This window comes from Methylophaga sp. UBA2496, from assembly GCF_002341635.1.
Taxonomy (GTDB): Bacteria; Pseudomonadota; Gammaproteobacteria; order Nitrosococcales; family Methylophagaceae; genus Methylophaga.
The window spans coordinates 684,084-707,462 of sequence record NZ_DDOK01000004.1 but is presented as its reverse complement, the minus strand read 5'-3'; the positions used below and the strand labels follow the sequence as shown (position 1 = coordinate 707,462).

Sequence of the window (23,379 nt, the reverse complement as noted above, 5' to 3'; positions counted from 1 at the left end):
ATTGTCGTGAAACAATTTGGAGTAAAAATAATGATAAAACGCTGTGCAACACAGTGGTTGCTGCTTGGAGGGTTAATTCTGCCGACATTGGCGTTTGCAGAATCAGCTATCGATAAGCTTAATGCGTTTGTTCTGGAGGTGACCCGGTTGGAAGCCAACTTCCAGCAGACGGTAATTGATACCGATGGTCAGGTAGTGGAAGAAGCCACCGGCCAGTTTTTATTATCCAGGCCGGGAAAATTTCGTTGGGATTATGACACGCCTTTTCCACAACAAATTGTTGCTGATGGTGAGCGGATCTGGTTTTACGATGTCGACTTAGAACAGATTACGGTCAAGCTGCAGGATGAAGCTTTAGCGGAAACCCCTGCCGGATTACTGTCAGGAAATACCCTGCCGGAAGCGGAATATAATATTCGTGAACTGGAATCGGAAGATGAACTGCAATGGGTTCGACTGGTGCCAAAAGAGGCTGATAATACCTATCAAACGGTTGCTTTGGCTTTTGATGCCAATGGCATTCGCGAAATGCTGATGGTTGATAGTTTTGATCAGCGAACTCGCCTGGTGTTCAGCGATATTAAAATTAATGCGGATTTACCGGCTTCGCGTTTTGAATTTACGGCGCCGCCTGGCGTTGATGTGGTAGGTGATATTCCTTAATGAGTCTGTTTGACAATCTGCATCCACAGGTCGGCCGTCCATTAGCTGACCGGATGCGGCCACAAACGCTTGATGAATATATCGGCCAGCAACATTTACTGGCTGAAGGCAAACCGTTAAGGCAGGCGATTGCCACGGGACAGCCGCACTCAATGATTTTCTGGGGGCCACCGGGTACCGGAAAAACCACGCTGGCAAGATTAATTGCCGGTTATTGCGATGCTGAGTTTATCAGCATCTCCGCGGTATTAGCTGGTGTGAAAGAGGTGAGGGAAGCGGTTACCCGAGCCAAGCAGTTGCAACAGGAACGTGGTCGTCGGACCATGTTGTTTGTGGATGAAGTACACCGTTTTAACAAGTCCCAGCAGGATGCTTTTTTACCCTACGTTGAGGACGGCACATTTACCTTTATTGGTGCCACCACCGAAAATCCCTCATTTGAATTAAATAACGCCTTGTTATCACGAGCCCGCGTCTATGTGCTCAAGTCATTGGAAATAAACGATTTAAAGCTGATCATTGAGCGGGCAATGCAGGATGGAATTCGCGGGCTTGCCGGTCGGGATATCAAGCTGGATGACAGACTTCGTGAACAATTGGCACAGGCCGCGGACGGTGATGGACGGCGGGTACTGAATCTGCTGGAAATCGCCGTTGATCTGGCGGATAGCAAACAGCAAACCGAAGTAGATGAAACTGACCTGGCCGAAGTATTATCGGGCACATTACGACGCTTTGATAAGGGCGGTGAAGCGTTTTACGACCAGATTTCTGCCTTACATAAATCGGTTCGTGGTTCTTCACCGGACGGAGCCTTGTATTGGCTGTGCCGGATGCTTGATGGGGGCTGTGATCCGGTTTATCTGATGCGGCGCATTGTTCGAATGGCAGTTGAAGATATTGGTAATGCGGATCCGCGAGGATTACGTATCGCTCTGGATGCATGGGAGAGCTTTGATAAATTGGGCCGTCCCGAAGGCGAGCTCGCAATTGCTCAAGCGGTGGTGTATCTGGCCAGTGCGCCTAAAAGTAATGCAGTGTATACCGCCTTTAAAGCGGCGATGCAGGATGCCAAAAACTTTGGCTCTGCAGAGGTACCACTGCATTTACGTAACGCACCGACCAAACTAATGAAAGAACTGGATTACGGTAAGGAATACCGTTACGCCCATGATGAACCGGATGCTTATGCGGCGGGGGAAAACTATTTCCCGGAAACCATGCCGCAACGGCAATATTATCAGCCGGTCAATCGCGGTCTGGAAATCAAGATTGCCGAAAAGCTGGCGCACCTCAGAGAGCTGGATAAACAGCGCCGTTAGCAAATTTAACGGGTGTAAATATCGTAACGGGTATTTTTGCTTTCAATACTGACATGCGGTTGTTGGTTGGCAAAAAACTCGGCCCCCTTTGGCCGCTTGACGGCAACTCGTTTCAACGCGACGTCACGTGACACAGTGAGTAATTCTGAACTATTGCTGTCAGGCCCCACCAGCTGATGTAAAAGCTGCATTTCCTTTTTGACCAACGCGGATTTATCTCGTGAGGGATACATCGGGTCAAGGTAAACCACTTCGGGTCTGTCAGTATCGGAAAGGCCCGCTAAATAATCAATGGCATTACCTTGATGTAATTGCATGCGTGAAATGATTTCAGTGACGCCTTTATCGTCCATAGCCCGCTGTAGCGCATCAGCCAGTAAGGCAGCCATGACAGGGTTCTGTTCAATCAATGTGACCCGGCAGCCTAAACTGGCAAGTACAAAAGCATCTCTGCCAAAGCCTGCTGTTGCATCAATAATATAAGGTGTAGCGCCTTTTTTAAGGCCAACTGCTTTGGCTAAGGGTTGCCCCCGCCCCCCACCAAACTGCCGGCGGTGCTGGTATTTACCTGCGGTGAAATCTATGAAAATCGGGCCGCCAATTTCCGGTACGCGAAGTTCAAGTCGTGAAGGCGAAAGCACCAGCTGAGCGCTCTGGATATCGAGCGGGGCGACGGGCAAACCCAAACCATCAGCAAACAGAATTGCTTTGTCATCAAGCTCTGAATCGGTTACTGCCAACGAATGGATTTGCACGGTCAAAAATTATTGACTGATAATAAAGTCACCAAAGGCGCGGCTGCCATCTCCGGTTTTAATATCTTCGATGCGTTTACCGGTTTCGGTATCAATGATGGAAACACTGCCGCTACCCCAGTTGGAAACATAGAGATATTTGCCATTGGCGGTAATATCAATGCCTTCAGGACTATCATCCACCTCAATCGTGTTAATGGTTTCTGCAGCTGCAATATCAATTACAGAAACACTGTTTTCATCCTGATTGGTGACATAAAGAAATTTGCCATCAGGGCTGCTCACAGCGCAGTAAGGCCATTCTCCGACTTCAATAGTCGCGATTACCGCAAGACTGTCGGTGTCGATCATGCTGACACTGTTATCCTGCACATTGACACTGAATAGTCTTTGTCCATCAGCGGTAAGGGCAAGCCCGAAAGGCGATTTACCGACTTCAATGGTTGATTCCATTGTTTCGGTAAGCGTATTAATAATACTCACCGTGCTGTCATCGCGATTGGCCACGTACAGACGGTTGCCGGATTCATCAAAGATTAGCCCGGCAGGTGATTTACCCACATCAATACGGTTTCGAATAAGCTGTTTGTCCACGTCAACAATGCTGATTTTATGCTCATACCAATCAGCAACATAGGCCAGGCTACCATCATGATTGGTGGCGATACCGACTGGCCCCTGACCAACTGGAATCTGGCTGATTTCAGTTAATTGGCGGGCGTCTAATACAGATATATTCTGACTGTCTGGATTAGTAATCAGGACACGCTGACCATCCCGACTTAATGCCACACCGGCAGGAGCCATACCCGCCGTAAGAGTACCGACAACCGCCTTTTTATCGATATCAATCACACTGATGTCATTACTCAGCTGATTTGTAATAAAGGCATAATCAGCTGGTTCAGCACAAGCCGACAAACTAAAACTGAGAGACACAAAAAAAGCGACCCGGTTAAGGGTCGCTTTCACTAATGCATTTTTGTTCATCAAAACGAGCATTATTTTTCCATGATGTTTTTCAGGTTTTCCAATCCACTTTTATAAACAGCCGTAACTGCTTCTACTGCTTCAGCATCAGATTGACCCTCTGGTACAGGAGGGTTGTCCATGAAAGAACGGTAAAACTTGGCACGCCATCTTACTTCTGTACCGCCATTGACTTCTTTTACAAACATCCATGATTTATAGGTTGAAACCGGCAGTGTGTAATAAGGAGTGTCTTTACTGTTGAACGTAATTGTTTTGACGACACTCATATCTGTGATTTTGTAAATTAAAGACATTTTTTCGTCATCAATTTTATCCAGCTCTTCAGTAATTGTTGGATTACCTTCGCTTTTCAAGGTTAAAACACGAACGTTGTCATCTTTCATTTCAACGCTTTCAACCGCCGGATGCCATTTATCGATGGCACTGAAATCTTTTAGCATGGCCCATACTTTTTCAGGGGCTGCATTAATAACAATTTTTTCATCAACTTCTTGGCGAGTTGGGCCATGAGCTGTTGCTACCAGAGGTAAAGCAATAACAGTGGCTGCAATGAGTTGCAAAAATTTCTTCATTCTTAAGAGTCTCCGTTTGAGTCGGTTGTTTACCAAGATATCCACATGAACTAAGAGTCAAGACTGACATAACTAGTTCCTGAAACCTAAAATGGCGACAACACTTTAGCCGATACCGATGGGTTTTTCCACACAGCGATTTGACTTAACATCAGCGATTCAAGAAAATTAGCGGTCTTTCATATTAATATCGGCAATAAATAATGGCACCACTGATCAAAATCAGGGATTTGCATTTTAACCGTGGAGACAAAGTTATCTTCAATGGGGTAGATATTGATATCTACCGGGGTAAGGTAACGGCCATTATGGGGCCGAGTGGTACTGGTAAAACTACACTGCTGAAGCTGATAGGCGGTCAGTTGAAACCGGATCGTGGCAGCGTTGAAATTGATGGGCAGAATGTTCATAAACTTTCTCACTCAAAGCTTTACGAATTGCGCAAGCGAATGGGAATGTTATTTCAAAGCGGTGCTCTGTTGACAGATATTAATGTATTTGAAAATGTCGCTTTTCCGTTGCGGGAACACACAAAACTGCCTGAATCAATGATTCATGATTTGGTGTTGATGAAACTACAGGCTGTTGGTCTGCGAAATGCCCGGAATATGATGCCGGCGGAATTGTCTGGCGGGATGGCAAGAAGGGTTGCTTTGGCTCGGGCTGTTACTTTGGATCCGATGATGATTATGTACGATGAGCCGTTTACCGGACAGGATCCGATTTCGATGGGTACGCTGGTCAATCTGATTCGACGTCTAAACGATGCGATGGGCCTGACCAGTATCATTGTTTCCCACGACGTGGCGGAAACCACGCAGATTGCAGATGAAATTTATTTGTTGTCCGGCGGGAAGGTCGTTGAGAAAGGTACGCCGGAAACACTTAAAACCTCTGGTTCAGATTGGGTTAAACAGTTTTTGCAAGGTTTGCCTGATGGGCCGGTTCCATTCCATTATCCCGGAAATGATTTTGGTAAAGATCTGTTGAATTCAGAGGGAAAACGATGATTGAGGTGCTACGCAGCCTCGGTCGCTGGGGATTAGATACCTTTCAGCGACTTGGCAGGGGCCATATTTTTCTGATGCAAATGCTGGCAGGTATGCCAAGCCTTGCATTCCGCTTTTCCCTGGTAGTTCAGCAATTATTTTATGTCGGTGTATTATCAGTCTTGATAATTCTCATATCAGGCCTGTTTGTCGGCATGGTATTAGGCCTTCAGGGGTATAATACGCTGGTTGATTTCGGTGCGGAGGAATCACTCGGGGTACTGGTTTCATTATCGCTGGTCAGGGAGCTTGGTCCTGTTGTCAGTGCATTGCTATTTGCGGGACGTGCCGGTTCTGCTTTAACGGCTGAAATCGGCTTGATGAAAAGTACCGAACAGTTGTCTGGAATGGAGATGATGGCGGTGGATCCGATGCGTCGTATCATCGCCCCACGGTTTCTGGCTGGTTTGATTTCCATGCCGTTATTAGCGGCTATTTTTAGTGCGGTAGGGATATTCGGCGCTTTTCTGGTTGGTCATGGCTTGTTGGGCGTGGACGACGGGGCTTTCTGGTCTCAGATGCAAGCAAAAACTGACTGGTACGAAGATATTCTGAACGGTGTGATTAAAAGTATTGTCTTTGGTTTTGTTGTGACATGGATTGCTTTGTTTGAAGGTTATGATGCAACACCGACTTCTGAAGGTGTAGGGCGTGCCACAACGCGGACAGTTGTCCATTCCGCTTTTGCAATTCTCGGCCTGGACTTCGTTCTGACTGCGTTGATGTTTGGAGATATATAAATGAATTCTAAAAGAAGTGCCGAGATCCTGGTCGGTTTGTTTGTTGCTGCTGGGATTGCAGCGTTATTTGTTCTGGCGATGAAAGTAAGTAACCTGGGTGATTTTACCGACGATAAAGGGTATGAAGTCGTTGCCAATTTCCAGAATATCGGCGGTCTTAAACCTCGTTCACCAGTGACTATGGCCGGAGTCAGAGTCGGGCGCGTCTCGTCGATTTCGCTGGACCCGGATACTTATGACGCTAAAGTCACCATCAATATTTATCCGCAGTATGACAATATTCCAATGGACACATCCGCCAGTATTTTTACTGCCGGTTTATTGGGGGAGCAATATATAAGTCTGTCTCCAGGTGCTGACGACTTTTTTCTGCAAGATGGCGATATTATTGATTTGACTCAACCAGCAGTTGTATTGGAGCAGGTCATTGGTCAGTTCCTGTACAGTACCGCAGAAGGTGAATAATATGATTTACAATATCAAACGATTTTCTATCCAGCTGCTGGCAGTTGCATTTATGGGCATGATGGCGCTAAGTGCCTCAGCTCAGGCCATGCCGGAACCGCAGGCATTAGTGAAAGAAGCTTCAGACAACATGTTAAAAGCGTTGAAAGAACATGAGGCCGAACTGGAGCAGGATCCACAGAAAATTTTCTCATTGGTTCAGGATATTCTGATCCCGCATTTTGACTTTGAGCGTATGGCAAGACTGGCGTTAGGACGTAGCTGGCGTGATGCGTCAGCGGAACAGCAAGCCAAGTTTGTTGAAGAGTTCCGTCTGTTGCTGGTCAGAACCTATGCTACGGCGATGCTGGAATATACCAACGAAGAAATCCGGTTTTTACCATTCCGTGATGATATCGAAAAAGGTCGGGTAAATGTACCGATGGAAGTCGTACAGCCGAATGGCCCGTCCATTCCAATGGCTTTATCACTTTATAAAAATAAAAATGATGAATGGAAAGTTTACGACGTTAAAATTGAAGGCATCAGTCTGGTGACCAACTATCGTTCATCTTTCAATCGGGATATTCGTACCAGTGGCATGGATGCGTTAATTGAAAATCTTTCTAAACGTAACGACAGAGCCAGATGATGAATCTGATTTTTGATGACGTTGCGAAACGTATTCTGGTTTCAGGTGAACTGACGTTTGGCACGGCAGCCAGCGGAATTGATATGACCGAAGCGTTATTTGCTGAAACAGCCAATCTGGATGTTGATCTCAGCAAAGTCACTCACAGCGATAGTGCCGGTTTGGCGTTGCTGATTGAGTGGATGCGCCAGGCCAGGAAATTAAACAAACCAATTCGTTATTTCAATATGCCGGCACAAATGCTGGCGATGGCTGAAGCCAGCGGATTGGAAGAACTCCTTCCTCTACAATAAATTTACTATAAGTGGTGAAACATGAAAGCAGCAGATATCAAAATAATGATAGAAGCAGGCTTACCTGATGCTGATGTTGAAGTGTTTGGTGAAGATGGCCAGCATTTTGATGCCCGGGTTTTTAGTCCGTCATTCTCCGGAAAAAGCCTGATTGAACAACACCGTATGGTCAAAGCAACATTAGGTGACAGCTTCAGTAGTGGTGCTGTTCATGCCTTGTCACTTAAAACCGGTGTCTCTCGCTAATCCATTCCCTTATTCTTCCAGAGCAAACTCATGGACAAACTAATCATTAAAGGTGGTGTCGCGCTGGATGGCGAGATACGTATTTCCGGTGCAAAGAACGCAGCTTTGCCTATATTGATGGGCGCGTTGTTAGCCGATTCGCCTGTACGTATCGGCAACGTACCACATTTGCATGATATTACCACCACACTGGAGCTTTTAGGCCGCATGGGGGTAACGCTTACAGTTGATGAACGCTCTGGGGTATTAATCGACCCGTCGACTTTAACGATTACCGAAGCCGCTTATGATCTGGTCAAGACCATGCGGGCATCTATTCTGGTTTTAGGGCCGTTATTAGCTAAATTCGGTAAAGCCGATGTGTCATTACCCGGAGGTTGTGCGATTGGTTCTCGCCCAGTAGATTTACATTTACGTGGTCTGGAACAGATGGGCGCTGAAATCAAAGTGGAAAACGGTTATATCCGCGCGACCAGTGGCAAAGGCTTGAAAGGCGCGCATATCTTTATGGATCAGGTCACCGTAACCGGGACTGAAAACCTGATGATGGCCGCCACTCTGGCATCCGGAACCACAATCATCGAAAACGCTGCCCGTGAGCCAGAAGTCGTGGATTTGGCAAAATACCTGAATCAAATGGGCGCTAAAATTACCGGTGCTGGCTCAACAACGCTACAGATTGAAGGTGTTGAAAAGCTCAATGGTACGCATTACGCGATTCTGCCGGATCGTATTGAAACGGGTACCTATCTGGTGGCTGCGGCAATCACACGTGGTCGTGTCAAACTGAAAGACACCGATGCTAATCAGTTAGAAGCTGTGTTACTCAAGTTGGAAGAGGCCGGGGCTAAAATTGAAGTAGGAGAAGATTGGATTACATTGGATATGGAAGGCAGAAGGCCTAAAGCGGTTAATATCCGTACAGCACCATATCCTGCATTTCCAACTGATATGCAGGCCCAATTTACTGCGCTTAACAGTATTGCCGAAGGTCAGGCGACCATCGTTGAAACCGTATTTGAAAATCGTTTTATGCATGTGCAGGAAATGCAGCGTATGGGGGCTAATTTGCAGATCGAAGGTAATACCGTGGTTTGCAAAGGTCAGGAAAAACTGACGGCAGCGCCAGTGATGGCTACAGATCTACGTGCATCAGCATGTCTGGTGTTGGCTGCTTTGGTCGCTGAAGGCGAAACTCAGGTAGAACGTATATATCATATTGATCGTGGTTACGAGTGTATTGAAGAAAAACTACAGCAATTAGGTGCTCGTATACGCCGTATTCCCACTCAGGCACGGGTGGCTTCGAATGGCTGAAATGTTAACGCTGGCTTTATCAAAAGGCCGAATCTTTGAAGAAACATTACCGCTTCTGAAGGCGGCAGGCATCGAACCATTAGACGATCCGGAAAAAAGCCGTAAGCTGATTCTGGAAACCAATCTGCCGGATGTCCGACTCATCATCGTACGAGCTTCAGATGTACCGACATATGTTGAATATGGTGGCGCTGATATGGGTGTGGCCGGGAAAGATGTGTTGATGGAACATCCGGATGCCGAGCTGTATGAACCGGTGGATCTGAATATTGCCTGCTGCAAATTAATGACGGCTGGTAAACAAGATGAACAGAAGCCTCAAGGCCGGTTAAAAGTGGCAACAAAGTTTGTGGAAAGTACCAAGCGGTTTTATGCAGAACAGGGGCAACAGGTCGAGATCATCAAGCTCTATGGTTCAATGGAGCTGGCTCCTCTGGTCGGTATGGCGGATCGTATTGTCGATGTGGTTGATACTGGCAACACGCTGAGAGCAAATGGATTGACACCCATGGAGCATATTGCGGATATAAGTTCACGGTTGGTGGTCAATAAGGCATCCATGAAAACCAAACATGCACGGATTCAGCAATTTATTGAGCAGATCCGTAATGCAGTAAAAGAGCAGGCAAATGATAGAAATAAGTGAATTAAACTTCCAGCAAGCTGATTTCTGGCCCAAGCTTTCCGAGCTGTTGGCTTGGGAGGGTGTGTCTGATGCAGCGATTACGGATACCGTTAGAAGTATTCTGGCAGATGTAAAACAGCGCGGTGATCAAGCGGTGGTTGAATACAGTCAAAAATTTGATCGTGTTAAAGCTACTGTCATGACTGATCTGGAAATTCCGTTGTCTCGGGCTGCTGCTGCGTTGGAATCAATTCCTAAGGCACAACGCCAGGCTTTGGAAAAAGCAGCGGAACGTGTACGTCAGTATCACGAACATCAAAAACAGGACTCCTGGCACTACGTGGAAGATGATGGCACCGTGTTGGGCCAGCAGGTCACTCCTTTGGATCGTGCCGGTTTATATGTGCCAGGTGGTAAAGCGGCTTATCCTTCATCCGTCTTGATGAATGCCATTCCGGCCAAAGTGGCGGGTGTGCAGGAATTGATCATGGTGGTGCCGACACCGGATGATGAAGTAAACGATCTGGTATTAGCCGCTGCGGCCATTGCTGGTGTTGATCGTATTTTTGCCATTGGTGGTGCGCAGGCTGTTGCAGCATTGGCGTATGGTACTGAAACCATTCCACAGGTCGATAAAATTGTCGGTCCGGGTAATATTTTTGTGGCGACTGCCAAGGGTATGGTTTTTGGCACCGTGGGTATCGATATGATTGCCGGACCATCAGAAATTCTGGTGATTTGTGATGGAAAAACCGATCCGGACTGGATTGCCATGGATTTGTTTTCACAGGCCGAACATGATGAAGATGCCCAATCAATTCTGATTTCACCTGATGCAGACTTTTTACAAAAAGTTAAAGCCTCTATTGCTCGTTTGTTACCGACAATGGAACGCCAGAAAATTATTGAAACGTCATTAATAAATCGTGGTGCAATTATTCTGGTTGATGATATGCAGCAGGCGGTTGAAGTCTGCAATTATATTGCGCCAGAGCATTTGGAATTGTCAGTTGATGAACCGATGGAAATGGCTAAACAAATTCGCCATGCCGGTGCTATTTTTATGGGCCGATATACCCCTGAAGCTTTGGGTGATTATTGTGCAGGACCAAACCATGTATTGCCGACGTCACGCACAGCACGTTTCAGCTCACCGTTGGGAGTCTACGACTTCCAGAAACGTTCGAGTCTGATTCAGGTGTCACCGCAGGGTGCTCAAAGTTTGGGACAAATTGCATCGGTGTTGGCGCGCGGTGAAAGTCTTACTGCACATGCCCGAAGTGCTGAGTATCGTTTACAGGAAAAATAAATGAGCCGTTTCTGGAGTGATTTTGTTCATTCATTAGAACCCTATGTGCCGGGTGAGCAACCTCGCGGCCAGAATCTGGTCAAGCTCAATACCAACGAAAATCCTTTTGGTCCGTCGCCTAAGGTGTTGGAAGCGATTCGCATGGCAACTACCGACCGTTTACGCTTGTATCCGGTACCTGATGGCGGCCCCTTTAAACAGGCGATTGCTGACTATCATAATGTGCCAGCTGAATGTGTCTTTGTCGGCAATGGCTCAGATGAAGTACTGGCGCATGTGTTTAATGCCTTGTTCAAACATGGCAAGCCGGTGTTGTTTCCGGATGTCACTTATAGTTTTTATCCTGTGTATTGTCAGCTGTACGACATAGATTCGGTTTTAGTGCCTCTCAATGCAAAATTCCAAATTGATATCACTGATTACGAGCGTGATAACGGTGGGATTATTTTGCCGAATCCCAATGCGCCTACCGGCTGTTTATTATCTCTGGATGATATCCGGCGGTTAGTAGAAATGAACAGTGACTCAGTCGTGGTTATTGATGAAGCGTATATCGATTTTGGTGGGGAAACAGCGATACCGTTAACCCAGAGGTTCCCCAATCTGCTGGTGACTCAGACCTTATCCAAGTCTCGCTCTCTGGCTGGAATGCGCATCGGCTTTGCAGTCGGACATCCGCAATTGATTGAAGCATTGGTAAGAGTAAAAGACAGCTTTAATTCCTATCCATTGGATAGTCTCGCGATTGCCGCTGGTGTTGCAGCATACAAAGATGAAGTCTACTTTAAACAATGTCAGCAACAAGTCATCGCTGAACGCGAATGGGTAACTAAATCTTTAGCAGAGTTAGACTTTGAGGTTTTGCCTTCGGCTGCAAATTTTGTGTTTGCCCGTCATCCTCAGAATGATGCAGCAACACTTGCAGCCGGATTACGGGAAAAAGGGGTGATCGTACGCCACTTTAAAAAGCCGAGAATCGATCAGTTTCTGCGTATCAGTATTGGTAATCGTACTGAAAATCAGTTGTTGATGAGCCAGCTGGATCTTCTGGTTTAATCGGTCGTATCGGTTCCCAGTAGCTCTCGCAAACGTTGAAGATCCAGATCATATTGCATGTTGAGTGTCTCAATTTCAGTTTGTAACTGCTCCATGCTTGACTGATTGTTATCCAATTCTTGCTGGGCTGCCTTCAAACGACTTTTCAGGTTGGCACTGAGGCCAACACCACTTAATTCATTATCTGCTGCCTGTTGTTGTACCTGTTGCAGCCGCTGCTGTAATCCTTTGCGTTTGCTTTTTAATATTTCAATACGTTTTTCGCGATATTGCAGATCTTTATTGCGTTCATTCAGCAGATCTTCTTCAGATTGATAGACCGAGAGTAAATTATGATCGTAAATGGCTTGTTTACGGCGTTTTTCCGCTTCCATTTTTGCCTGTAGTTCTGCTTGTTCGCGGGCTTCCAAGTCAAGTTTCTTTTGAATTTCGCGCTCGGCGATTTCTGCTTCAGTGGGGGCAGGCGGGACACGCTCAATCACTCGCATCGATTTCTCATCCAGAATGTCGTAACCTTGCTGAGCCACTTCCGGTGGTAATGTTTTACTGAGTGTTGGTATACCGTTTTCATCGTTAAACCGGTAAAGTTGTGCCGCTGAAACGGTTGTTACAGAAAATAGTGTTGTGCTTAGCATCACCGCCACTAAAAAGCGTATTGAAATCATTATCTTTTCCCAGAGAGCATTGTTAATTTGAGCCTTGTTGAACATTTTATTCTGTTTGTCATTTCTTTGCTGGCAAATACGTTTTCGGCATTAAGCGGCGGTGGTGCAGGATTAATCCAGTTTCCGGTACTGATCTTCCTGGGCTTGAGTTTTTCCGTTGCCTTAGCTACCCATAAAGTGGCCAGCGTGGCGTTGGGTTTGGGGGCAGCTTTGCGTTATATTTCTACCAGCCGTCTGGAACGTCAGTTTGTGATCTTGTTATTGATCGCTGGCTTACCTGGTGTGGTGATTGGCGGTAGTGTGATTTTGTTAGTGCCAGACAGAATTGCCGAAATTGCCTTGGGAATATTAACCGGTTCACTTGGTATATATTCTCTATTCAAACCTGCGTTAGGGCAAACCTATTTGCCGGTTCATCGCGAGCGACGTGGTTACCTTATTGGCGCTTTGGTGTTGTTTTTTTTAGGTATTCTTAATGGTTCGCTGACGTCCGGAACGGGATTGTTTGTCACCTTGTGGCTGATATTGTGGTTTGGTATGGATTACCAGCGTGCAGTGGCCTATACGCTTATTCTGGTTGGGTTGTTCTGGAATGGAGCCGGTGCCATTACGCTGGGTATTTTGGGCGAAATACGCTGGGACTGGCTACCGGCATTGTTGTTAGGCTCTTTATTGGGCGGCTACCTCGGATCGCACTTAGCTCTGCTTTGGGGTAACCGCTGGATAAAACGCAGTTTTGAAGTTGTTACGTTGTTAATTGCGGTCAGATTGATTTGGGGGCCTTTTTAGCACTGGGAGGGGGGATCATCACTTTTAAGGAGATGATGATAGGGCTGGTGCTACTTTTCCACCTTATTGGACGAAAAAAATGCCTCCAGTAGTGGTGGCGATGAAAGAGCCAACAAGCCCTAGACCCCATATTGTTCCCGATAAGCTTTTACGGAAGGTAAGTGTTGTTGTAACTCGGGAGTGTCCTGCAGATAACTGAGTAAGTCGTTCAGACAAATAATACTCACGACAGGTATACCATGGGTTTGTTCGACCTGTTGAATAGCGGATAACTGACCTTGCCCACGTTCCTGGCGATCCAGGGCAATGATTACCCCCGCAGGTTCGGCACCTGCTGCACGGATGATTTCAACCGACTCACCTACAGACGTTCCGGCGGAGATGACATCATCAATGATCAATACCTTGCCTTGCAGTTCAGCCCCCACCAACTGACCACCTTCACCATGATCTTTCTTTTCTTTGCGGTTAAATACGTAGGGTACATCGCGATCATGTTGATCGGCTAATGCGACGACTGTTGTGGAAGCTAACGGAATGCCTTTGTAGGCTGGACCAAACAACACATCATAGTCGAGACTGGATTCACTAATCGCCTGAGCGTAAAAGCGTCCCAGCCGGGCCAGTGTTGCACCACTGTTGAATAAACCACTGTTAAAAAAATAGGGGCTAATCCGCCCTGATTTCAAGGTGAATTCGCCAAAACGTAATACACCGGTTTGCAGCGCAAATTCGATAAAAGCGTGTTGATAATCTTTCATGGGGTTCCGTTATGAATCAAATAAACAGCAATCTGGCCAAAAAGGTTGGGTAGTAAACGAATGCCAAGGGTATCTTTATGTTCGTGATTAACCACACTGCGGTTGACTACACTGAAGCCATACTGGCCACAAAGCTTTTCAAAATCTTTCAGAGTACATAAATGGATATTGGGCGTATCGAACCATGCATTCGGCAGGTTTTTGGATACCGGCATCTTACCGCGCATGCCTAATTGAAAACGGCATTGCCAATGGCCAAAATTCGGGAAGCCGATAATACCCTGTTTGCCAACCCGCATAATTTCTCTAAGTAAAAAATCCGGTCTTTTTACCGCCTGCAGGGTTTGTGACAGAATAACAAAATCAAAACTTTGATCAGCGAACTGGCTGAGACCTGCATCCAGGTCAGCCTGGATCACATTGACACCGCTTTGAATACATTCAGAAAATTTGCTGTTGTCTATCTCTAGGCCATAGCCTGTGATATGGCGCTGTTGCAGATGTTTTAATAATGCGCCATTACCACAGCCCAAATCCAGAACATGGGCATTATCTGGTATCCAATCACTGATTATTTGTAAATCAACGCGTAAAGCCATTAGCCATTCACCTCTTTAGCAACCTGCTGCATATAACTGGCAAAGATTTCCATATAACGTGGTATCGGCATCAAAAAAGCATCATGGCCCTGAGTGGCTTCGATTTCCGCATAGCAGACAGACTTACCTGCACTGAGCAAGGCATCGACGATTTCCAGTGAACGTAATGGTGAAAAGCGCCAGTCACTGGTAAATGAAATGATCAACGACTTGGCCTGAATTGCTTTGACGGCCTCATTCAGATCGTCATTAAATTCCTTGGCCGGATCAAAGTAGTCCAGCGCTTTGGTCATTAACAGATAGGTGTTGGCGTCAAACCGCTCGACGAAACTGGAGCTTTGATAACGTAAATAACTTTCTATCTGAAATTCAACATCGTAACCGTATTGAATTTTGCCGCTGCGCAGTTCACGACCGAATTTCTCGCCCATTGCTTCATCAGAAAGATAGGTGATATGCCCCAGCATTCTCGCCAGTCCCAGCCCTTGTCTGGGAACAGTATTAAATTCCTGATAGCGACCTTCGTGAAATTCAGGATCCGATTTAATTGCGGTGCGGGCGACTTCATTAAAGGCAATATTCTGGGCTGAGAGTTTTGGTGCGGCGGCGATCACCAGAGCGTGACCAACCCGTTCAGGCAGGGTAATCGCCCAGTGCAATGCTTGCATGCCACCCAGACTGCCACCAACAACGGCCGCCCACTTATCAATGCCTAATGAATCTGCCAGAATCGCCTGACTCTTTACCCAGTCAGCTACGGTCACTATTGGAAAATCAGGACCGTACAATTTGCCGGTTTGTGGATTAACCGTATTGGGGCCGGATGAGCCTTTACAACCACCCAGGTTATTCGGGCAAACTACAAAAAAATGATTGGTATCAATGGCTTTACCCGGACCAATTGCCGTATCCCACCAGCCAGGCTTGCGTTCTTCCAGAGAATGGAAACCGGCAGCATGATGATCTCCGGACAATGCATGACAAATCAGAACAGCATTGCTTTTATCTTCATTCAATGTGCCATAGGTCTCATAAATCAAATCAAATTGCGGCAGCACTCGACCACAATCCAGAGCTAGTGGCGTATCAATATGCAAGTGAGAAGGGGTTACCAATCCAACTGAGTCAGCTGGCAGGGAGTCCGACATAATGTATTGTGTCCTATAACAAAATTAATACTGGGGATAGGCTGTGCCGAGTAATAAAGGCATCACCAGCATCGACAGAACCTGCAGGCCTAATATGACGACTAACGGCGATAAATCAATGCCACCCAGTAAAGGCATTCTGCGCCTTACCGGATCCAGTAAAGGGGCATTAATCGCCTGGATCAGGCTGGCGACCGGATTGTAGCCTTGAGGGGCCAGCCAGCTGAGCAGAACTTCGATAATAATCGTGACAGTAAATAAGCTGATAAACAGTGAAAACAACTCTGCTACCGTGAACAGTATTAATCCGGTTAATGCCGGCCATGCACCTGCCAGACTGAGCAATAAAGTCAATTTAATCAGCGTAACCAGGATCAATAAAAGTAAAACAGCAGAATCAAATTTACGTGAGCTGGGCATAAAGCTGCGTAGTGGTGCACACAGCGGTTCAGTAATACGAATGATGGTCTGTATTAATGGATGCGTAAACGATGTTCTGATTAGCGGTAAAAGTAAGCGTATTGCAACGATGTACATATACAACTGAAACAGTGTTTCAATCAGAAACATCAATGGATTTGAGAAATAACTGTTAGGCATGGTGATCTTGTCCTAATTCATCTGCCAGTTCACGAGCGCGTAATGCCGCTGCCACTAACGCATTTTCAAATAGGCCGTGCAAACCACCATCCTCCAGTTCATGAATAGCTCTTTCAGTAGTGCCGCCGGGCGAGGTGACCTGTTTTCGCAACGTGCTGGCAGATTCGCCACTTTCCAGTGCCATTTTAGCGGCCCCAAATGCGGTTTCCAAACATAATAGTCTGGCTGTTTCCTGCGGTAACCCAAGCTCCACAGCTGCTTTTTCCATGGCTTCCATAACAAGAAAAAAGTAGGCAGGACCACTACCCGATAAAGCGGTGACAGCATCCATATGTTTTTCGTCTTGCAGCCAGATAGCTAGACCGCAGGCACGTAGAATTGATTCAGCCAGTTCATGTTGTTGATGAGTGACATTTTCATTGGCGAATAAAGCCGTAGCACCGGCTTCTACAAGCGCGGGAGTATTTGGCATGGCACGTACGATGGAGGCATGAGGTTTATCAAGCCAGCGGCTGATGTCTTTGATGCGAATTCCTGCTGCAATGGAAATCATCAGTTGCTGCTGTTGCCAGTCAGGATTGAGTTCCTTTACTACATCCTGAAGTTGCTGCGGTTTCACCGCAATAATAATAACGTCCGCGCCTTCAATGGCTTGACGATTGTCCGTAAATGTCTGAACGGGATAGCGACTGTTAAGTGATTCGAGTGTGTCCGGCTGTTTATCGGCAACATGGATATTGTCGGCAGAAATGCCATTGGCAATTAAACCACCAATCAGGCTGCGCGCCATATTTCCACCGCCGATAAAGGCGAGCTTACAAGGTATCATCTAATCAATCTCCATTGAGCCAAATGTTTAAGTGGGTAGTGTACTGGTTATTGTTTATCGGGTGTATGTCTCTCGCCAAACAAAGCGGTGCCAATCCGAACCATCGTGCTGCCCTGAGTGATTGCAGCCTGCATATCAGCAGACATTCCCATTGACAGTGTGTCGGCTTCGGGATGTGCGATTTTCAATTCAGAAAATAGCTGTTGCGCCCGACCAAAGGTATCCAGCTGTTTTTCCTCCGTCTCAGCAATAGCAGGAATGACCATTAAACCTCGCAAACACAGATTATCCAGTTGACTGACCGCTGCTGCGAGCTCCAGTAATTTTTCCGGCTGAACGCCGGATTTGCTGGGTTCGTTATCAATATTCACCTGCAGACATATATTAAGGGGTGTTTTATGTTGTGGCCGCTGAGCCGATAAACGCTGAGCAATTTTTAACCGGTCTACGCTCTGTACCCAATCAAAATGGACAGCAATTTCACGGGTTTTATTGGATTGGACCGGGCCGATAAAATGCCATTCCAATGTTAAATCATCTAACGCAGCGATCTTTTCCAATGCTTCCTGCAGGTAATTCTCACCAAAACGTGTTTGTCCGGCTTCGGCTAATTCTCTGAGCCGGGAGGCTGGCCAGGTTTTGCTTACTGCTAGCAATTTTACTGAGCCTGGATGTCTGTGCGCCTGTTGTTCTGCCAATTTGATGAAGTTCATCACAGATTGCAGACGTGTTTTTGAGTTTGTCATGTTGCAAGCCTGTCTGGAGCACGCTACCTTTAGCAGTATTCGCTATGTTGTCGTTGACGGGTAGCCGTAACTTTATGAATTAAGGAATGTGCATGGATATTACTGAATTGCTGACCTTTAGTGCAAAAAACAATGCGTCGGATTTGCACATTTCTTCCGGTGAGCCACCAATGATACGTGTTGATGGCGATATCAAACGTATAAACTTGCCGGCCATGGAGCATAAAGAGGTCCATGCCATGGTGTATGACATCATGAATGATCGGCAGCGCAAGGATTTTGAAGAGTTTCTGGAAGCTGACTTTTCGTTTGAGATTCCCAATCTGGCACGTTTCCGGGTCAATGTGTTTAATCAGAATCGTGGTGCAGCTGCTGTTTTCCGGACAATCCCTTCAACGGTCCTGACGTTAGAAGAATTGGGGGCCCCTGAAATTTTCAAACAGATTTCCGATAATCACCGGGGTATTGTACTGGTGACCGGACCAACTGGTTCAGGTAAGTCGACAACATTGGCTGCGATGATCAATTATCGGAATGATAAAGATAATGAACATATACTGACCATTGAAGATCCGATTGAGTTTGTTCACCGCAGTAAGAAGTGTCTGATTAATCAGCGTGAAGTTCATCGAGATACGCATGGGTTCAGTGAAGCCTTACGCAGTGCCTTGCGGGAAGATCCCGATATTATTCTGGTGGGGGAGTTACGTGATCTGGAAACCATTCGTCTGGCACTGACTGCTGCAGAAACCGGTCATCTGGTGTTTGGTACATTGCATACTTCCTCAGCGGCAAAAACTATTGACCGTATTATCGACGTATTCCCCGCCGCAGAAAAAGACATGGTACGTTCGATGCTGTCAGAATCATTACGTGCCGTTATTTCTCAGACCTTGCTGAAGAAAGTGGGTGGTGGTCGGATTGCTGCACATGAGATTATGATCGGTACCCCGGCGATTCGTAACCTGATTCGCGAAGACAAGGTGCCGCAGATGTATTCGTCAATTCAAACCGGTGGTGCCTTGGGCATGCAGACATTGGATCAGTGTTTACAGGATTTGGTCCGTCGTCAGCAAATCACCAAGCATGAAGCACTGCCTCGTGCTGTGAACAAGGACCTGTTCCGTTAGGAGATCAAAGTGGAAATTGTCACAATATTAAAAGCAGCTGTAAAACACGAAGCCTCTGATATTTTTATCACTTCGGGCAGACCTGCCACTTTAAAAGTAAATGGTCGAATGGCAACACTTTCACAGGAGCCTTTATCCGAAGAAGAGGCGCGTGAATTGGTATTGAGTACCATGAACGATGAACAGAAAAGGACTTTCGAGCGGGATAAGGAATGTAATTATGCCATCGATACCAAAGGTGCTGGTCGCTTCCGGGTCAGTGCACTTTATCAGCGTAGCCGTATTGCCATGGTTTTGCGACTGGTCAAAGGTGAGATCCCTACCATCGAAGAGTTGCATGTTCCTGAAATCATCAAAGAACTGGCAATGACCAAGCGCGGACTGGTGATGTTTGTTGGCGCTACAGGCAGTGGTAAATCAACCACGCTGGCGGCGATGATTGGCTATCGCAATCAGAACAGCACCGGGCATATTTTAACCATTGAGGATCCTATCGAGTTTGATCATAAACATGCAGGATGTGTTGTGACACAGCGTGAAGTTGGAGTGGATACGGATTCATACGAAATCGCCTTGAAAAACTCTTTGCGGCAAGCCCCGGATGTCATTATGATCGGTGAAATCCGGAGTCGGGATACCATGGACTACGGCATTTCATTTGCTGAAACCGGTCACTTATGTTTATCCACCCTCCACGCCAATAATGCCAATCAGGCGATGGAGCGGGTGATTAACTTTTTCCCGGAAGACCGTCACCAACAATTGTTTTTGGATTTATCTTTAAACCTGAAAGCCATTGTTGCCCAACGACTCATCCCCAAAAAAGATGGCGCCGGGCGGGCGGTGGCTGTTGAAGTGCTTCTAAATACGCCACTAATCGGTGATCTGATCGAGAAGGGGAAGGTATCTGAAATCAAGGATGTTATGAAACGTTCCCGTGAACTGGGGATGCAAACTTTTGATCAGTCCTTGTATGATTTGTACAGAGCTGGCGAGATTTCATACGAAGATGCGTTGCGAAATGCTGATTCAAGCAATGAAGTAAGGTTGATGATAAAGTTAGGTTCAGAGACCGGTGAACTCCCGGCCGAAGCCGGTGCCCAAGCTTTATCCCTTGAAATGGAAAATGAAACAATGGGCACACGTTTTTAGGTTTTTAGGGAGTTACAAAAAAAGGCAAATATGTCTTTTTTTTAATATGTTACACTTCAAACGTAAATCGTATTATTATGATGTTTGAGTCTGACACATGGAGTAACGGCCGTGTCAGTCAGGATATCAGCAAACGATTACCTACTAATAAGCAATAAATCTAAAGGAACTTAAACTATGAATATTACAGTTAAATTAACGGCAGCATTGCTGACGATTGGTTTGCTGGCTGGTTGTGCAGGCCCAAATCAACGTGCTTACGACAATTACACCTTATGTTCGGCGCTTGGTGGTGCTGTTGGTGGCGCAGCCGTTGGTGCTGCAGCGAGTGGCGGTTCTGGTGCAGTGGGTGGCGCTGCGGTTGGTGCAATGCTGGCATTATTACTTTGCCCTACCGATGAAGCGCAAGCAGAAGAAGTAACAGAAAAAACCATGTGTGAACATGAGCCAGTCCCTGGTGCTTTACTTGATGCCAATGGCTGCGCAATGGATTCAGACAACGATGGTGTCGTTGATGGTATCGATATGTGTGCCAACACTCCAGCGGGTGTAACTGTTGATAACGTTGGTTGCCCGATTGATTCTGATAGAGATGGCGTAGCGGATTACAAAGATCTGTGCCCTAACACTCCTGAAGGTGTAATCGTTGATGAAGATGGCTGCCCAATTGCTGGTCAAACCATTTTATCTCTGACGGGTGTGAACTTTGAATTTGATAAAGCGACTCTGACACCAGAAGCGCAAACCATTCTGGATGACGCGGTCACTGCTTTACTCAACACTGATGAAGTGGTTGAAGTGCGTGTAGAAGGTCATACTGACAGTATCGGTTCAGAAGAGTACAACTTGAAACTGTCTCAACGTCGTTCGGAATCTGTAGTTGAATATCTGGTATCTAAAGGTGTTAACGGTAACAACCTGATTCCAGTTGGTATGGGTGAGACTTCACCTATAGCAAATAACTCGACTGATGCTGGTCGCGCCCTTAACCGTCGTGTTGACTTCATTGTTAACACACAATAACAACCCGTTTTAGTTGTTACGAAAAAGGCCCTTAACCGGGCCTTTTTTGTGTCTGTTGTTTTTGATTGAGTCCTGGTTTGTATCTGAAATATTTACATTTCACTATGTTATTTCTTCTGATTTTTAAGGTTTTATTTCCAATGTGATTCTGTATAAACCATAAGGATCAACTGCTTATCGGAATGGCATGAATTCTGTAACACGCTGTGCAGGTTATAACTCCTTGTTGAAAACGGTTTCATCCAGGAGTTTTTCCGAGTCTTGAGATACAGAATGTTTGTTTTCTGTGTTCAGAGAGACGGACGTCTGGATATGAATTTAATGCCAGACTTTCCATTAATTAAGCGAAGAGGAGATTGTCATGAATAAAGATATTACCGAAGGTAAGTGGATACAATTCAAAGGTAAATTCAGAGAAAGCTGGGGTAAATTAACGGACGATGAAATTGAACAAACTAAAGGGAATGCTCAGCAACTTGCAGGCTTATTACAGGAGCGGTATGGCCTGGCAAAAGATCAGGCAGAAAAAGAGGTCGAAGCCCTTAATAAATAGTCATTAGTCAATTAAGCCTGAATATTATTTTTTCGGGTATCGATCAAAAGGCGTCGTTAAGACGCATTTTTATTTTAAAACGGTGGTTAAACATGAATATTTTCCCGATAGGGTTTGTAAATTATTCATGACGCCCTCTTTTTTGTTGCTGAATATCTGTCTAACTCATTGATCTTTATATGTATAAAAGGCTGGCATGGTTATAGCAAAATTTCATAAGTGACAATTAAATCGATAAGGAGATAAATAATGAAATTTAAAATGAATGGTTTAGCAATTTTGACTGCAGCGACATTAATCAGTACCCCGGCATTTGCTAATGATTGGCAAGGTGAAGCGAATGATGCCTGGTTGGATGGGAAATTGGAAACATCATTATTGCTCAACACGGAATTAAATAATTTTAAAATTGATACCGACATTGACAATGGTGTTGCCGTATTAACCGGGGAGGTTAATAACGAAACCCAAAAAGATCTGGCAGGTGAAATTGCTCGGAATGTAGAAGGAATTACCGACGTTAAAAATAATTTAACGATTGATCCGGATTACCGCCATGACGAAGCCAAAGATAACGATAACAAATCATTTAGCCGTGCTTGGCATGATATGACGGTTACTGCCGGTCTTAAAATGGAGCTTGCAGCTCATGATAAGCTCGAAGCTACATCCATTAATGTTTCAACTGATAATGGGGTTGTCACATTGAAAGGCAATGTGAAGAATGAGACCGAAAGGGATTTGGCTATCGAAATGGCAAAAGGCTACGACAAAGTTGTCGAGGTCAAAGATGAACTGGTTGTAACAAACTGAATGTCAGATGTTAAATAACAGAGATCAACAACTTATACATGAGTTGAGAAGTATCTGTGTAGATGGAGACAGCTTCTACAATATGATCGCAAGGAAAGCGATCAGTAGTGAGGTAAGAATGCTGTTTCGTGAAATGGCCCTTGTAAGGGCAGACATTGTTAATGATATAAATAAACGTTTTTCAGGGCTGAAAAATATTCAGCCCTGTAATACCGAGTTAGCGTTAACAATGCGGGCGATTTATAAAATTACATATGGAATGTGTAACCCTGCAATTGATAAGGAATGTCTTGCTGACCTTGAAACAATAGAAAGGCGTTCATTAGAGATTTTGAAAATCTATGTAAGAAGAATGAACGACCGTCGGATGTCCTCGTACTTAGCTGGTCATTTGGCTAATATACAGTTGAGCCAGGATCGTTTGCAAAGACTAAAAAATGATCGGCGACAACATCGGCGGGTAAGTTAGCCCGAATTTCACTCATTGAATTTAAAGAGGCTGGAACAATTGTTTCAGCCACTTTATCTATGTTAA

Annotated in this window: 29 protein-coding genes; 19 read left to right on the top strand and 10 right to left on the bottom strand. The window is 45.7% G+C overall.

Annotation, left to right across the window (positions count from 1 at the left end; translation table 11 throughout):
• Positions 1-30 precede the first annotated feature (30 nt).
• On the top strand, positions 31-663 hold the full coding sequence (gene lolA / locus B2W60_RS06735; RefSeq protein ID WP_292361977.1) for an outer membrane lipoprotein chaperone LolA: 633 nt from the start codon (positions 31-33) through the stop codon (positions 661-663).
• Entirely contained in the window at positions 663-1,985 is a 1,323-nt protein-coding gene (locus B2W60_RS06730) for a replication-associated recombination protein A (protein ID WP_292361978.1), read from the top strand. The genes lolA and B2W60_RS06730 overlap by 1 nt, the downstream gene beginning before the upstream one ends.
• Before the next feature lie 5 nt (positions 1,986-1,990).
• Here the strand turns inward: B2W60_RS06730 and B2W60_RS06725 are convergent, their stop codons facing one another.
• The 3 genes from B2W60_RS06725 to B2W60_RS06715 are packed head-to-tail and all read right to left on the bottom strand — an operon-like array spanning position 1,991 to position 4,305.
• Positions 1,991-2,740 carry a class I SAM-dependent methyltransferase gene (locus B2W60_RS06725; protein ID WP_339612379.1) on the bottom strand — a complete coding sequence of 250 codons (750 nt, stop codon included), beginning with the start codon at positions 2,738-2,740 and terminating at the stop codon, positions 1,991-1,993.
• A gap of 9 nt (positions 2,741-2,749) precedes the next feature.
• Positions 2,750-3,742 carry a cytochrome D1 domain-containing protein gene (locus B2W60_RS06720; RefSeq protein ID WP_292361980.1) on the bottom strand — a complete coding sequence of 331 codons (993 nt, stop codon included), beginning with the start codon at positions 3,740-3,742 and terminating at the stop codon, positions 2,750-2,752.
• A complete protein-coding gene (locus tag B2W60_RS06715) occupies positions 3,742-4,305 on the bottom strand; it encodes an SRPBCC family protein (protein WP_292361981.1) in 564 nt (187 codons plus the stop codon). The genes B2W60_RS06720 and B2W60_RS06715 overlap by 1 nt, the downstream gene beginning before the upstream one ends.
• A gap of 203 nt (positions 4,306-4,508) precedes the next feature.
• Between B2W60_RS06715 and B2W60_RS06710 the strand changes: the two genes are divergently transcribed.
• Genes B2W60_RS06710 through hisC form a run of 10 tightly spaced genes read left to right on the top strand, consistent with a single transcriptional unit; the run spans position 4,509 to position 12,036 of the window.
• Positions 4,509-5,315, top strand: a complete 807-nt coding sequence (locus B2W60_RS06710; protein WP_292361982.1) for an ABC transporter ATP-binding protein — start codon at positions 4,509-4,511, stop codon at positions 5,313-5,315.
• A complete protein-coding gene (gene mlaE, locus B2W60_RS06705) occupies positions 5,312-6,094 on the top strand; it encodes a lipid asymmetry maintenance ABC transporter permease subunit MlaE (RefSeq protein ID WP_292361983.1) in 783 nt (260 codons plus the stop codon). The genes B2W60_RS06710 and mlaE overlap by 4 nt, the downstream gene beginning before the upstream one ends.
• Positions 6,095-6,559, top strand: coding sequence for an outer membrane lipid asymmetry maintenance protein MlaD (gene mlaD, locus B2W60_RS06700; protein ID WP_292361984.1), 465 nt, complete (start codon positions 6,095-6,097; stop codon positions 6,557-6,559).
• A 1-nt stretch (position 6,560) separates the two neighbouring features.
• Positions 6,561-7,190 (top strand): MlaC/ttg2D family ABC transporter substrate-binding protein, encoded by a 630-nt coding sequence (locus tag B2W60_RS06695; protein WP_292361985.1) that lies wholly within the window; start codon positions 6,561-6,563, stop codon positions 7,188-7,190.
• A complete protein-coding gene (locus B2W60_RS06690; RefSeq protein WP_292361986.1) occupies positions 7,187-7,483 on the top strand; it encodes an STAS domain-containing protein in 297 nt (98 codons plus the stop codon). Before B2W60_RS06695 ends, B2W60_RS06690 begins: the two co-directional genes overlap by 4 nt.
• 21 nt (positions 7,484-7,504) lie before the next feature.
• A complete protein-coding gene (locus tag B2W60_RS06685; protein WP_292361987.1) occupies positions 7,505-7,729 on the top strand; it encodes a BolA family protein in 225 nt (74 codons plus the stop codon).
• 30 nt (positions 7,730-7,759) lie between these two features.
• Entirely contained in the window at positions 7,760-9,046 is a 1,287-nt protein-coding gene (gene murA, locus B2W60_RS06680) for a UDP-N-acetylglucosamine 1-carboxyvinyltransferase (RefSeq protein ID WP_292361988.1), read from the top strand.
• A gap of 1 nt (position 9,047) precedes the next feature.
• A complete protein-coding gene (gene hisG, locus B2W60_RS06675) occupies positions 9,048-9,692 on the top strand; it encodes an ATP phosphoribosyltransferase (RefSeq protein ID WP_339612383.1) in 645 nt (214 codons plus the stop codon).
• Complete coding sequence (gene hisD, locus B2W60_RS06670) at positions 9,676-10,980, top strand: histidinol dehydrogenase (RefSeq protein WP_292361990.1); 1,305 nt, start codon at positions 9,676-9,678, stop codon at positions 10,978-10,980. Before hisG ends, hisD begins: the two co-directional genes overlap by 17 nt.
• Complete coding sequence (gene hisC / locus B2W60_RS06665) at positions 10,981-12,036, top strand: histidinol-phosphate transaminase (protein ID WP_292361991.1); 1,056 nt, start codon at positions 10,981-10,983, stop codon at positions 12,034-12,036.
• Here hisC and B2W60_RS06660 read toward each other — a convergent pair.
• The gene (locus B2W60_RS06660; RefSeq protein WP_292361992.1) at positions 12,033-12,701 is read right to left on the bottom strand and encodes a DUF4124 domain-containing protein; all 669 of its coding nucleotides are present in this window, start codon (positions 12,699-12,701) and stop codon (positions 12,033-12,035) included. The two genes, hisC and B2W60_RS06660, sit on opposite strands and share 4 nt — an antisense overlap.
• Positions 12,702-12,728: 27 nt before the next feature.
• Here B2W60_RS06660 and B2W60_RS06655 point away from each other — a divergent pair, with 27 nt between their 5' ends.
• Positions 12,729-13,490: a sulfite exporter TauE/SafE family protein gene (locus B2W60_RS06655; RefSeq protein ID WP_292361993.1), complete on the top strand. Its 762-nt coding sequence runs from the start codon at positions 12,729-12,731 to the stop codon at positions 13,488-13,490.
• A gap of 119 nt (positions 13,491-13,609) precedes the next feature.
• On the opposite strand, the gene pyrE is transcribed toward B2W60_RS06655, so the two are convergent.
• From pyrE to B2W60_RS06625, 6 genes are read right to left on the bottom strand one after another with little or no spacing between them, the layout of a single operon-like run.
• Positions 13,610-14,251: an orotate phosphoribosyltransferase gene (gene pyrE, locus B2W60_RS06650; RefSeq protein ID WP_292361994.1), complete on the bottom strand. Its 642-nt coding sequence runs from the start codon at positions 14,249-14,251 to the stop codon at positions 13,610-13,612.
• Positions 14,248-14,850, bottom strand: a complete 603-nt coding sequence (gene metW, locus B2W60_RS06645) for a methionine biosynthesis protein MetW (protein WP_292361995.1) — start codon at positions 14,848-14,850, stop codon at positions 14,248-14,250. Before metW ends, pyrE begins: the two co-directional genes overlap by 4 nt.
• The gene (gene metX / locus B2W60_RS06640) at positions 14,850-15,998 is read right to left on the bottom strand and encodes a homoserine O-succinyltransferase MetX (RefSeq protein ID WP_292361996.1); all 1,149 of its coding nucleotides are present in this window, start codon (positions 15,996-15,998) and stop codon (positions 14,850-14,852) included. The genes metW and metX overlap by 1 nt, the downstream gene beginning before the upstream one ends.
• Before the next feature lie 24 nt (positions 15,999-16,022).
• A complete protein-coding gene (locus tag B2W60_RS06635; RefSeq protein ID WP_292361997.1) occupies positions 16,023-16,598 on the bottom strand; it encodes a YggT family protein in 576 nt (191 codons plus the stop codon).
• A complete protein-coding gene (gene proC, locus B2W60_RS06630) occupies positions 16,591-17,427 on the bottom strand; it encodes a pyrroline-5-carboxylate reductase (protein ID WP_292361998.1) in 837 nt (278 codons plus the stop codon). The genes B2W60_RS06635 and proC overlap by 8 nt, the downstream gene beginning before the upstream one ends.
• A gap of 47 nt (positions 17,428-17,474) precedes the next feature.
• Positions 17,475-18,173, bottom strand: a complete 699-nt coding sequence (locus B2W60_RS06625; RefSeq protein WP_292361999.1) for a YggS family pyridoxal phosphate-dependent enzyme — start codon at positions 18,171-18,173, stop codon at positions 17,475-17,477.
• 92 nt (positions 18,174-18,265) lie between these two features.
• On the opposite strand from B2W60_RS06625, the gene B2W60_RS06620 reads away from it, so the two are divergent.
• The 6 genes from B2W60_RS06620 to B2W60_RS06595 all read left to right on the top strand — a co-directional run bounded on the left by B2W60_RS06620 (position 18,266) and on the right by B2W60_RS06595 (position 23,313).
• Positions 18,266-19,303, top strand: a complete 1,038-nt coding sequence (locus tag B2W60_RS06620; RefSeq protein WP_292362000.1) for a type IV pilus twitching motility protein PilT — start codon at positions 18,266-18,268, stop codon at positions 19,301-19,303.
• Between the two features lie 9 nt (positions 19,304-19,312).
• Positions 19,313-20,455 (top strand): PilT/PilU family type 4a pilus ATPase, encoded by a 1,143-nt coding sequence (locus B2W60_RS06615; protein WP_292362001.1) that lies wholly within the window; start codon positions 19,313-19,315, stop codon positions 20,453-20,455.
• A gap of 177 nt (positions 20,456-20,632) precedes the next feature.
• A complete protein-coding gene (locus tag B2W60_RS06610; RefSeq protein WP_292362002.1) occupies positions 20,633-21,478 on the top strand; it encodes an OmpA family protein in 846 nt (281 codons plus the stop codon).
• Between the two features lie 361 nt (positions 21,479-21,839).
• Positions 21,840-22,031 (top strand): CsbD family protein, encoded by a 192-nt coding sequence (locus B2W60_RS06605; protein ID WP_292362003.1) that lies wholly within the window; start codon positions 21,840-21,842, stop codon positions 22,029-22,031.
• A gap of 249 nt (positions 22,032-22,280) precedes the next feature.
• Positions 22,281-22,844: a BON domain-containing protein gene (locus B2W60_RS06600; protein ID WP_292362004.1), complete on the top strand. Its 564-nt coding sequence runs from the start codon at positions 22,281-22,283 to the stop codon at positions 22,842-22,844.
• A gap of 7 nt (positions 22,845-22,851) precedes the next feature.
• Positions 22,852-23,313 (top strand): hypothetical protein, encoded by a 462-nt coding sequence (locus tag B2W60_RS06595; protein WP_292362005.1) that lies wholly within the window; start codon positions 22,852-22,854, stop codon positions 23,311-23,313.
• Positions 23,314-23,379: the final 66 nt, after the last annotated feature.

Bases quoted from the DNA above. Each gene is read 5' to 3' on its own strand.
- lolA (WP_292361977.1), top strand. From the start codon at position 31: ATGATAAAACGCTGTGCAACACAGTGGTTGCTGCTTGGAGGGTTAATT.
- B2W60_RS06730 (WP_292361978.1), top strand. From the start codon at position 663: ATGAGTCTGTTTGACAATCTGCATCCACAGGTCGGCCGTCCATTAGCT.
- B2W60_RS06720 (WP_292361980.1), bottom strand. From the start codon at position 3,742: ATGCTCGTTTTGATGAACAAAAATGCATTAGTGAAAGCGACCCTTAAC.
- B2W60_RS06715 (WP_292361981.1), bottom strand. From the start codon at position 4,305: ATGAAGAAATTTTTGCAACTCATTGCAGCCACTGTTATTGCTTTACCT.
- B2W60_RS06710 (WP_292361982.1), top strand. From the start codon at position 4,509: ATGGCACCACTGATCAAAATCAGGGATTTGCATTTTAACCGTGGAGAC.
- mlaE (WP_292361983.1), top strand. From the start codon at position 5,312: ATGATTGAGGTGCTACGCAGCCTCGGTCGCTGGGGATTAGATACCTTT.
- mlaD (WP_292361984.1), top strand. From the start codon at position 6,095: ATGAATTCTAAAAGAAGTGCCGAGATCCTGGTCGGTTTGTTTGTTGCT.
- B2W60_RS06695 (WP_292361985.1), top strand. From the start codon at position 6,561: ATGATTTACAATATCAAACGATTTTCTATCCAGCTGCTGGCAGTTGCA.
- B2W60_RS06690 (WP_292361986.1), top strand. From the start codon at position 7,187: ATGATGAATCTGATTTTTGATGACGTTGCGAAACGTATTCTGGTTTCA.
- B2W60_RS06685 (WP_292361987.1), top strand. From the start codon at position 7,505: ATGAAAGCAGCAGATATCAAAATAATGATAGAAGCAGGCTTACCTGAT.
- murA (WP_292361988.1), top strand. From the start codon at position 7,760: ATGGACAAACTAATCATTAAAGGTGGTGTCGCGCTGGATGGCGAGATA.
- hisG (WP_339612383.1), top strand. From the start codon at position 9,048: ATGTTAACGCTGGCTTTATCAAAAGGCCGAATCTTTGAAGAAACATTA.
- hisD (WP_292361990.1), top strand. From the start codon at position 9,676: ATGATAGAAATAAGTGAATTAAACTTCCAGCAAGCTGATTTCTGGCCC.
- hisC (WP_292361991.1), top strand. From the start codon at position 10,981: ATGAGCCGTTTCTGGAGTGATTTTGTTCATTCATTAGAACCCTATGTG.
- B2W60_RS06660 (WP_292361992.1), bottom strand. From the start codon at position 12,701: ATGATTTCAATACGCTTTTTAGTGGCGGTGATGCTAAGCACAACACTA.
- pyrE (WP_292361994.1), bottom strand. From the start codon at position 14,251: ATGAAAGATTATCAACACGCTTTTATCGAATTTGCGCTGCAAACCGGT.
- metW (WP_292361995.1), bottom strand. From the start codon at position 14,850: ATGGCTTTACGCGTTGATTTACAAATAATCAGTGATTGGATACCAGAT.
- metX (WP_292361996.1), bottom strand. From the start codon at position 15,998: ATGTCGGACTCCCTGCCAGCTGACTCAGTTGGATTGGTAACCCCTTCT.
- B2W60_RS06635 (WP_292361997.1), bottom strand. From the start codon at position 16,598: ATGCCTAACAGTTATTTCTCAAATCCATTGATGTTTCTGATTGAAACA.
- proC (WP_292361998.1), bottom strand. From the start codon at position 17,427: ATGATACCTTGTAAGCTCGCCTTTATCGGCGGTGGAAATATGGCGCGC.
- B2W60_RS06625 (WP_292361999.1), bottom strand. From the start codon at position 18,173: ATGACAAACTCAAAAACACGTCTGCAATCTGTGATGAACTTCATCAAA.
- B2W60_RS06620 (WP_292362000.1), top strand. From the start codon at position 18,266: ATGGATATTACTGAATTGCTGACCTTTAGTGCAAAAAACAATGCGTCG.
- B2W60_RS06610 (WP_292362002.1), top strand. From the start codon at position 20,633: ATGAATATTACAGTTAAATTAACGGCAGCATTGCTGACGATTGGTTTG.
- B2W60_RS06605 (WP_292362003.1), top strand. From the start codon at position 21,840: ATGAATAAAGATATTACCGAAGGTAAGTGGATACAATTCAAAGGTAAA.
- B2W60_RS06600 (WP_292362004.1), top strand. From the start codon at position 22,281: ATGAAATTTAAAATGAATGGTTTAGCAATTTTGACTGCAGCGACATTA.
- B2W60_RS06595 (WP_292362005.1), top strand. From the start codon at position 22,852: ATGTTAAATAACAGAGATCAACAACTTATACATGAGTTGAGAAGTATC.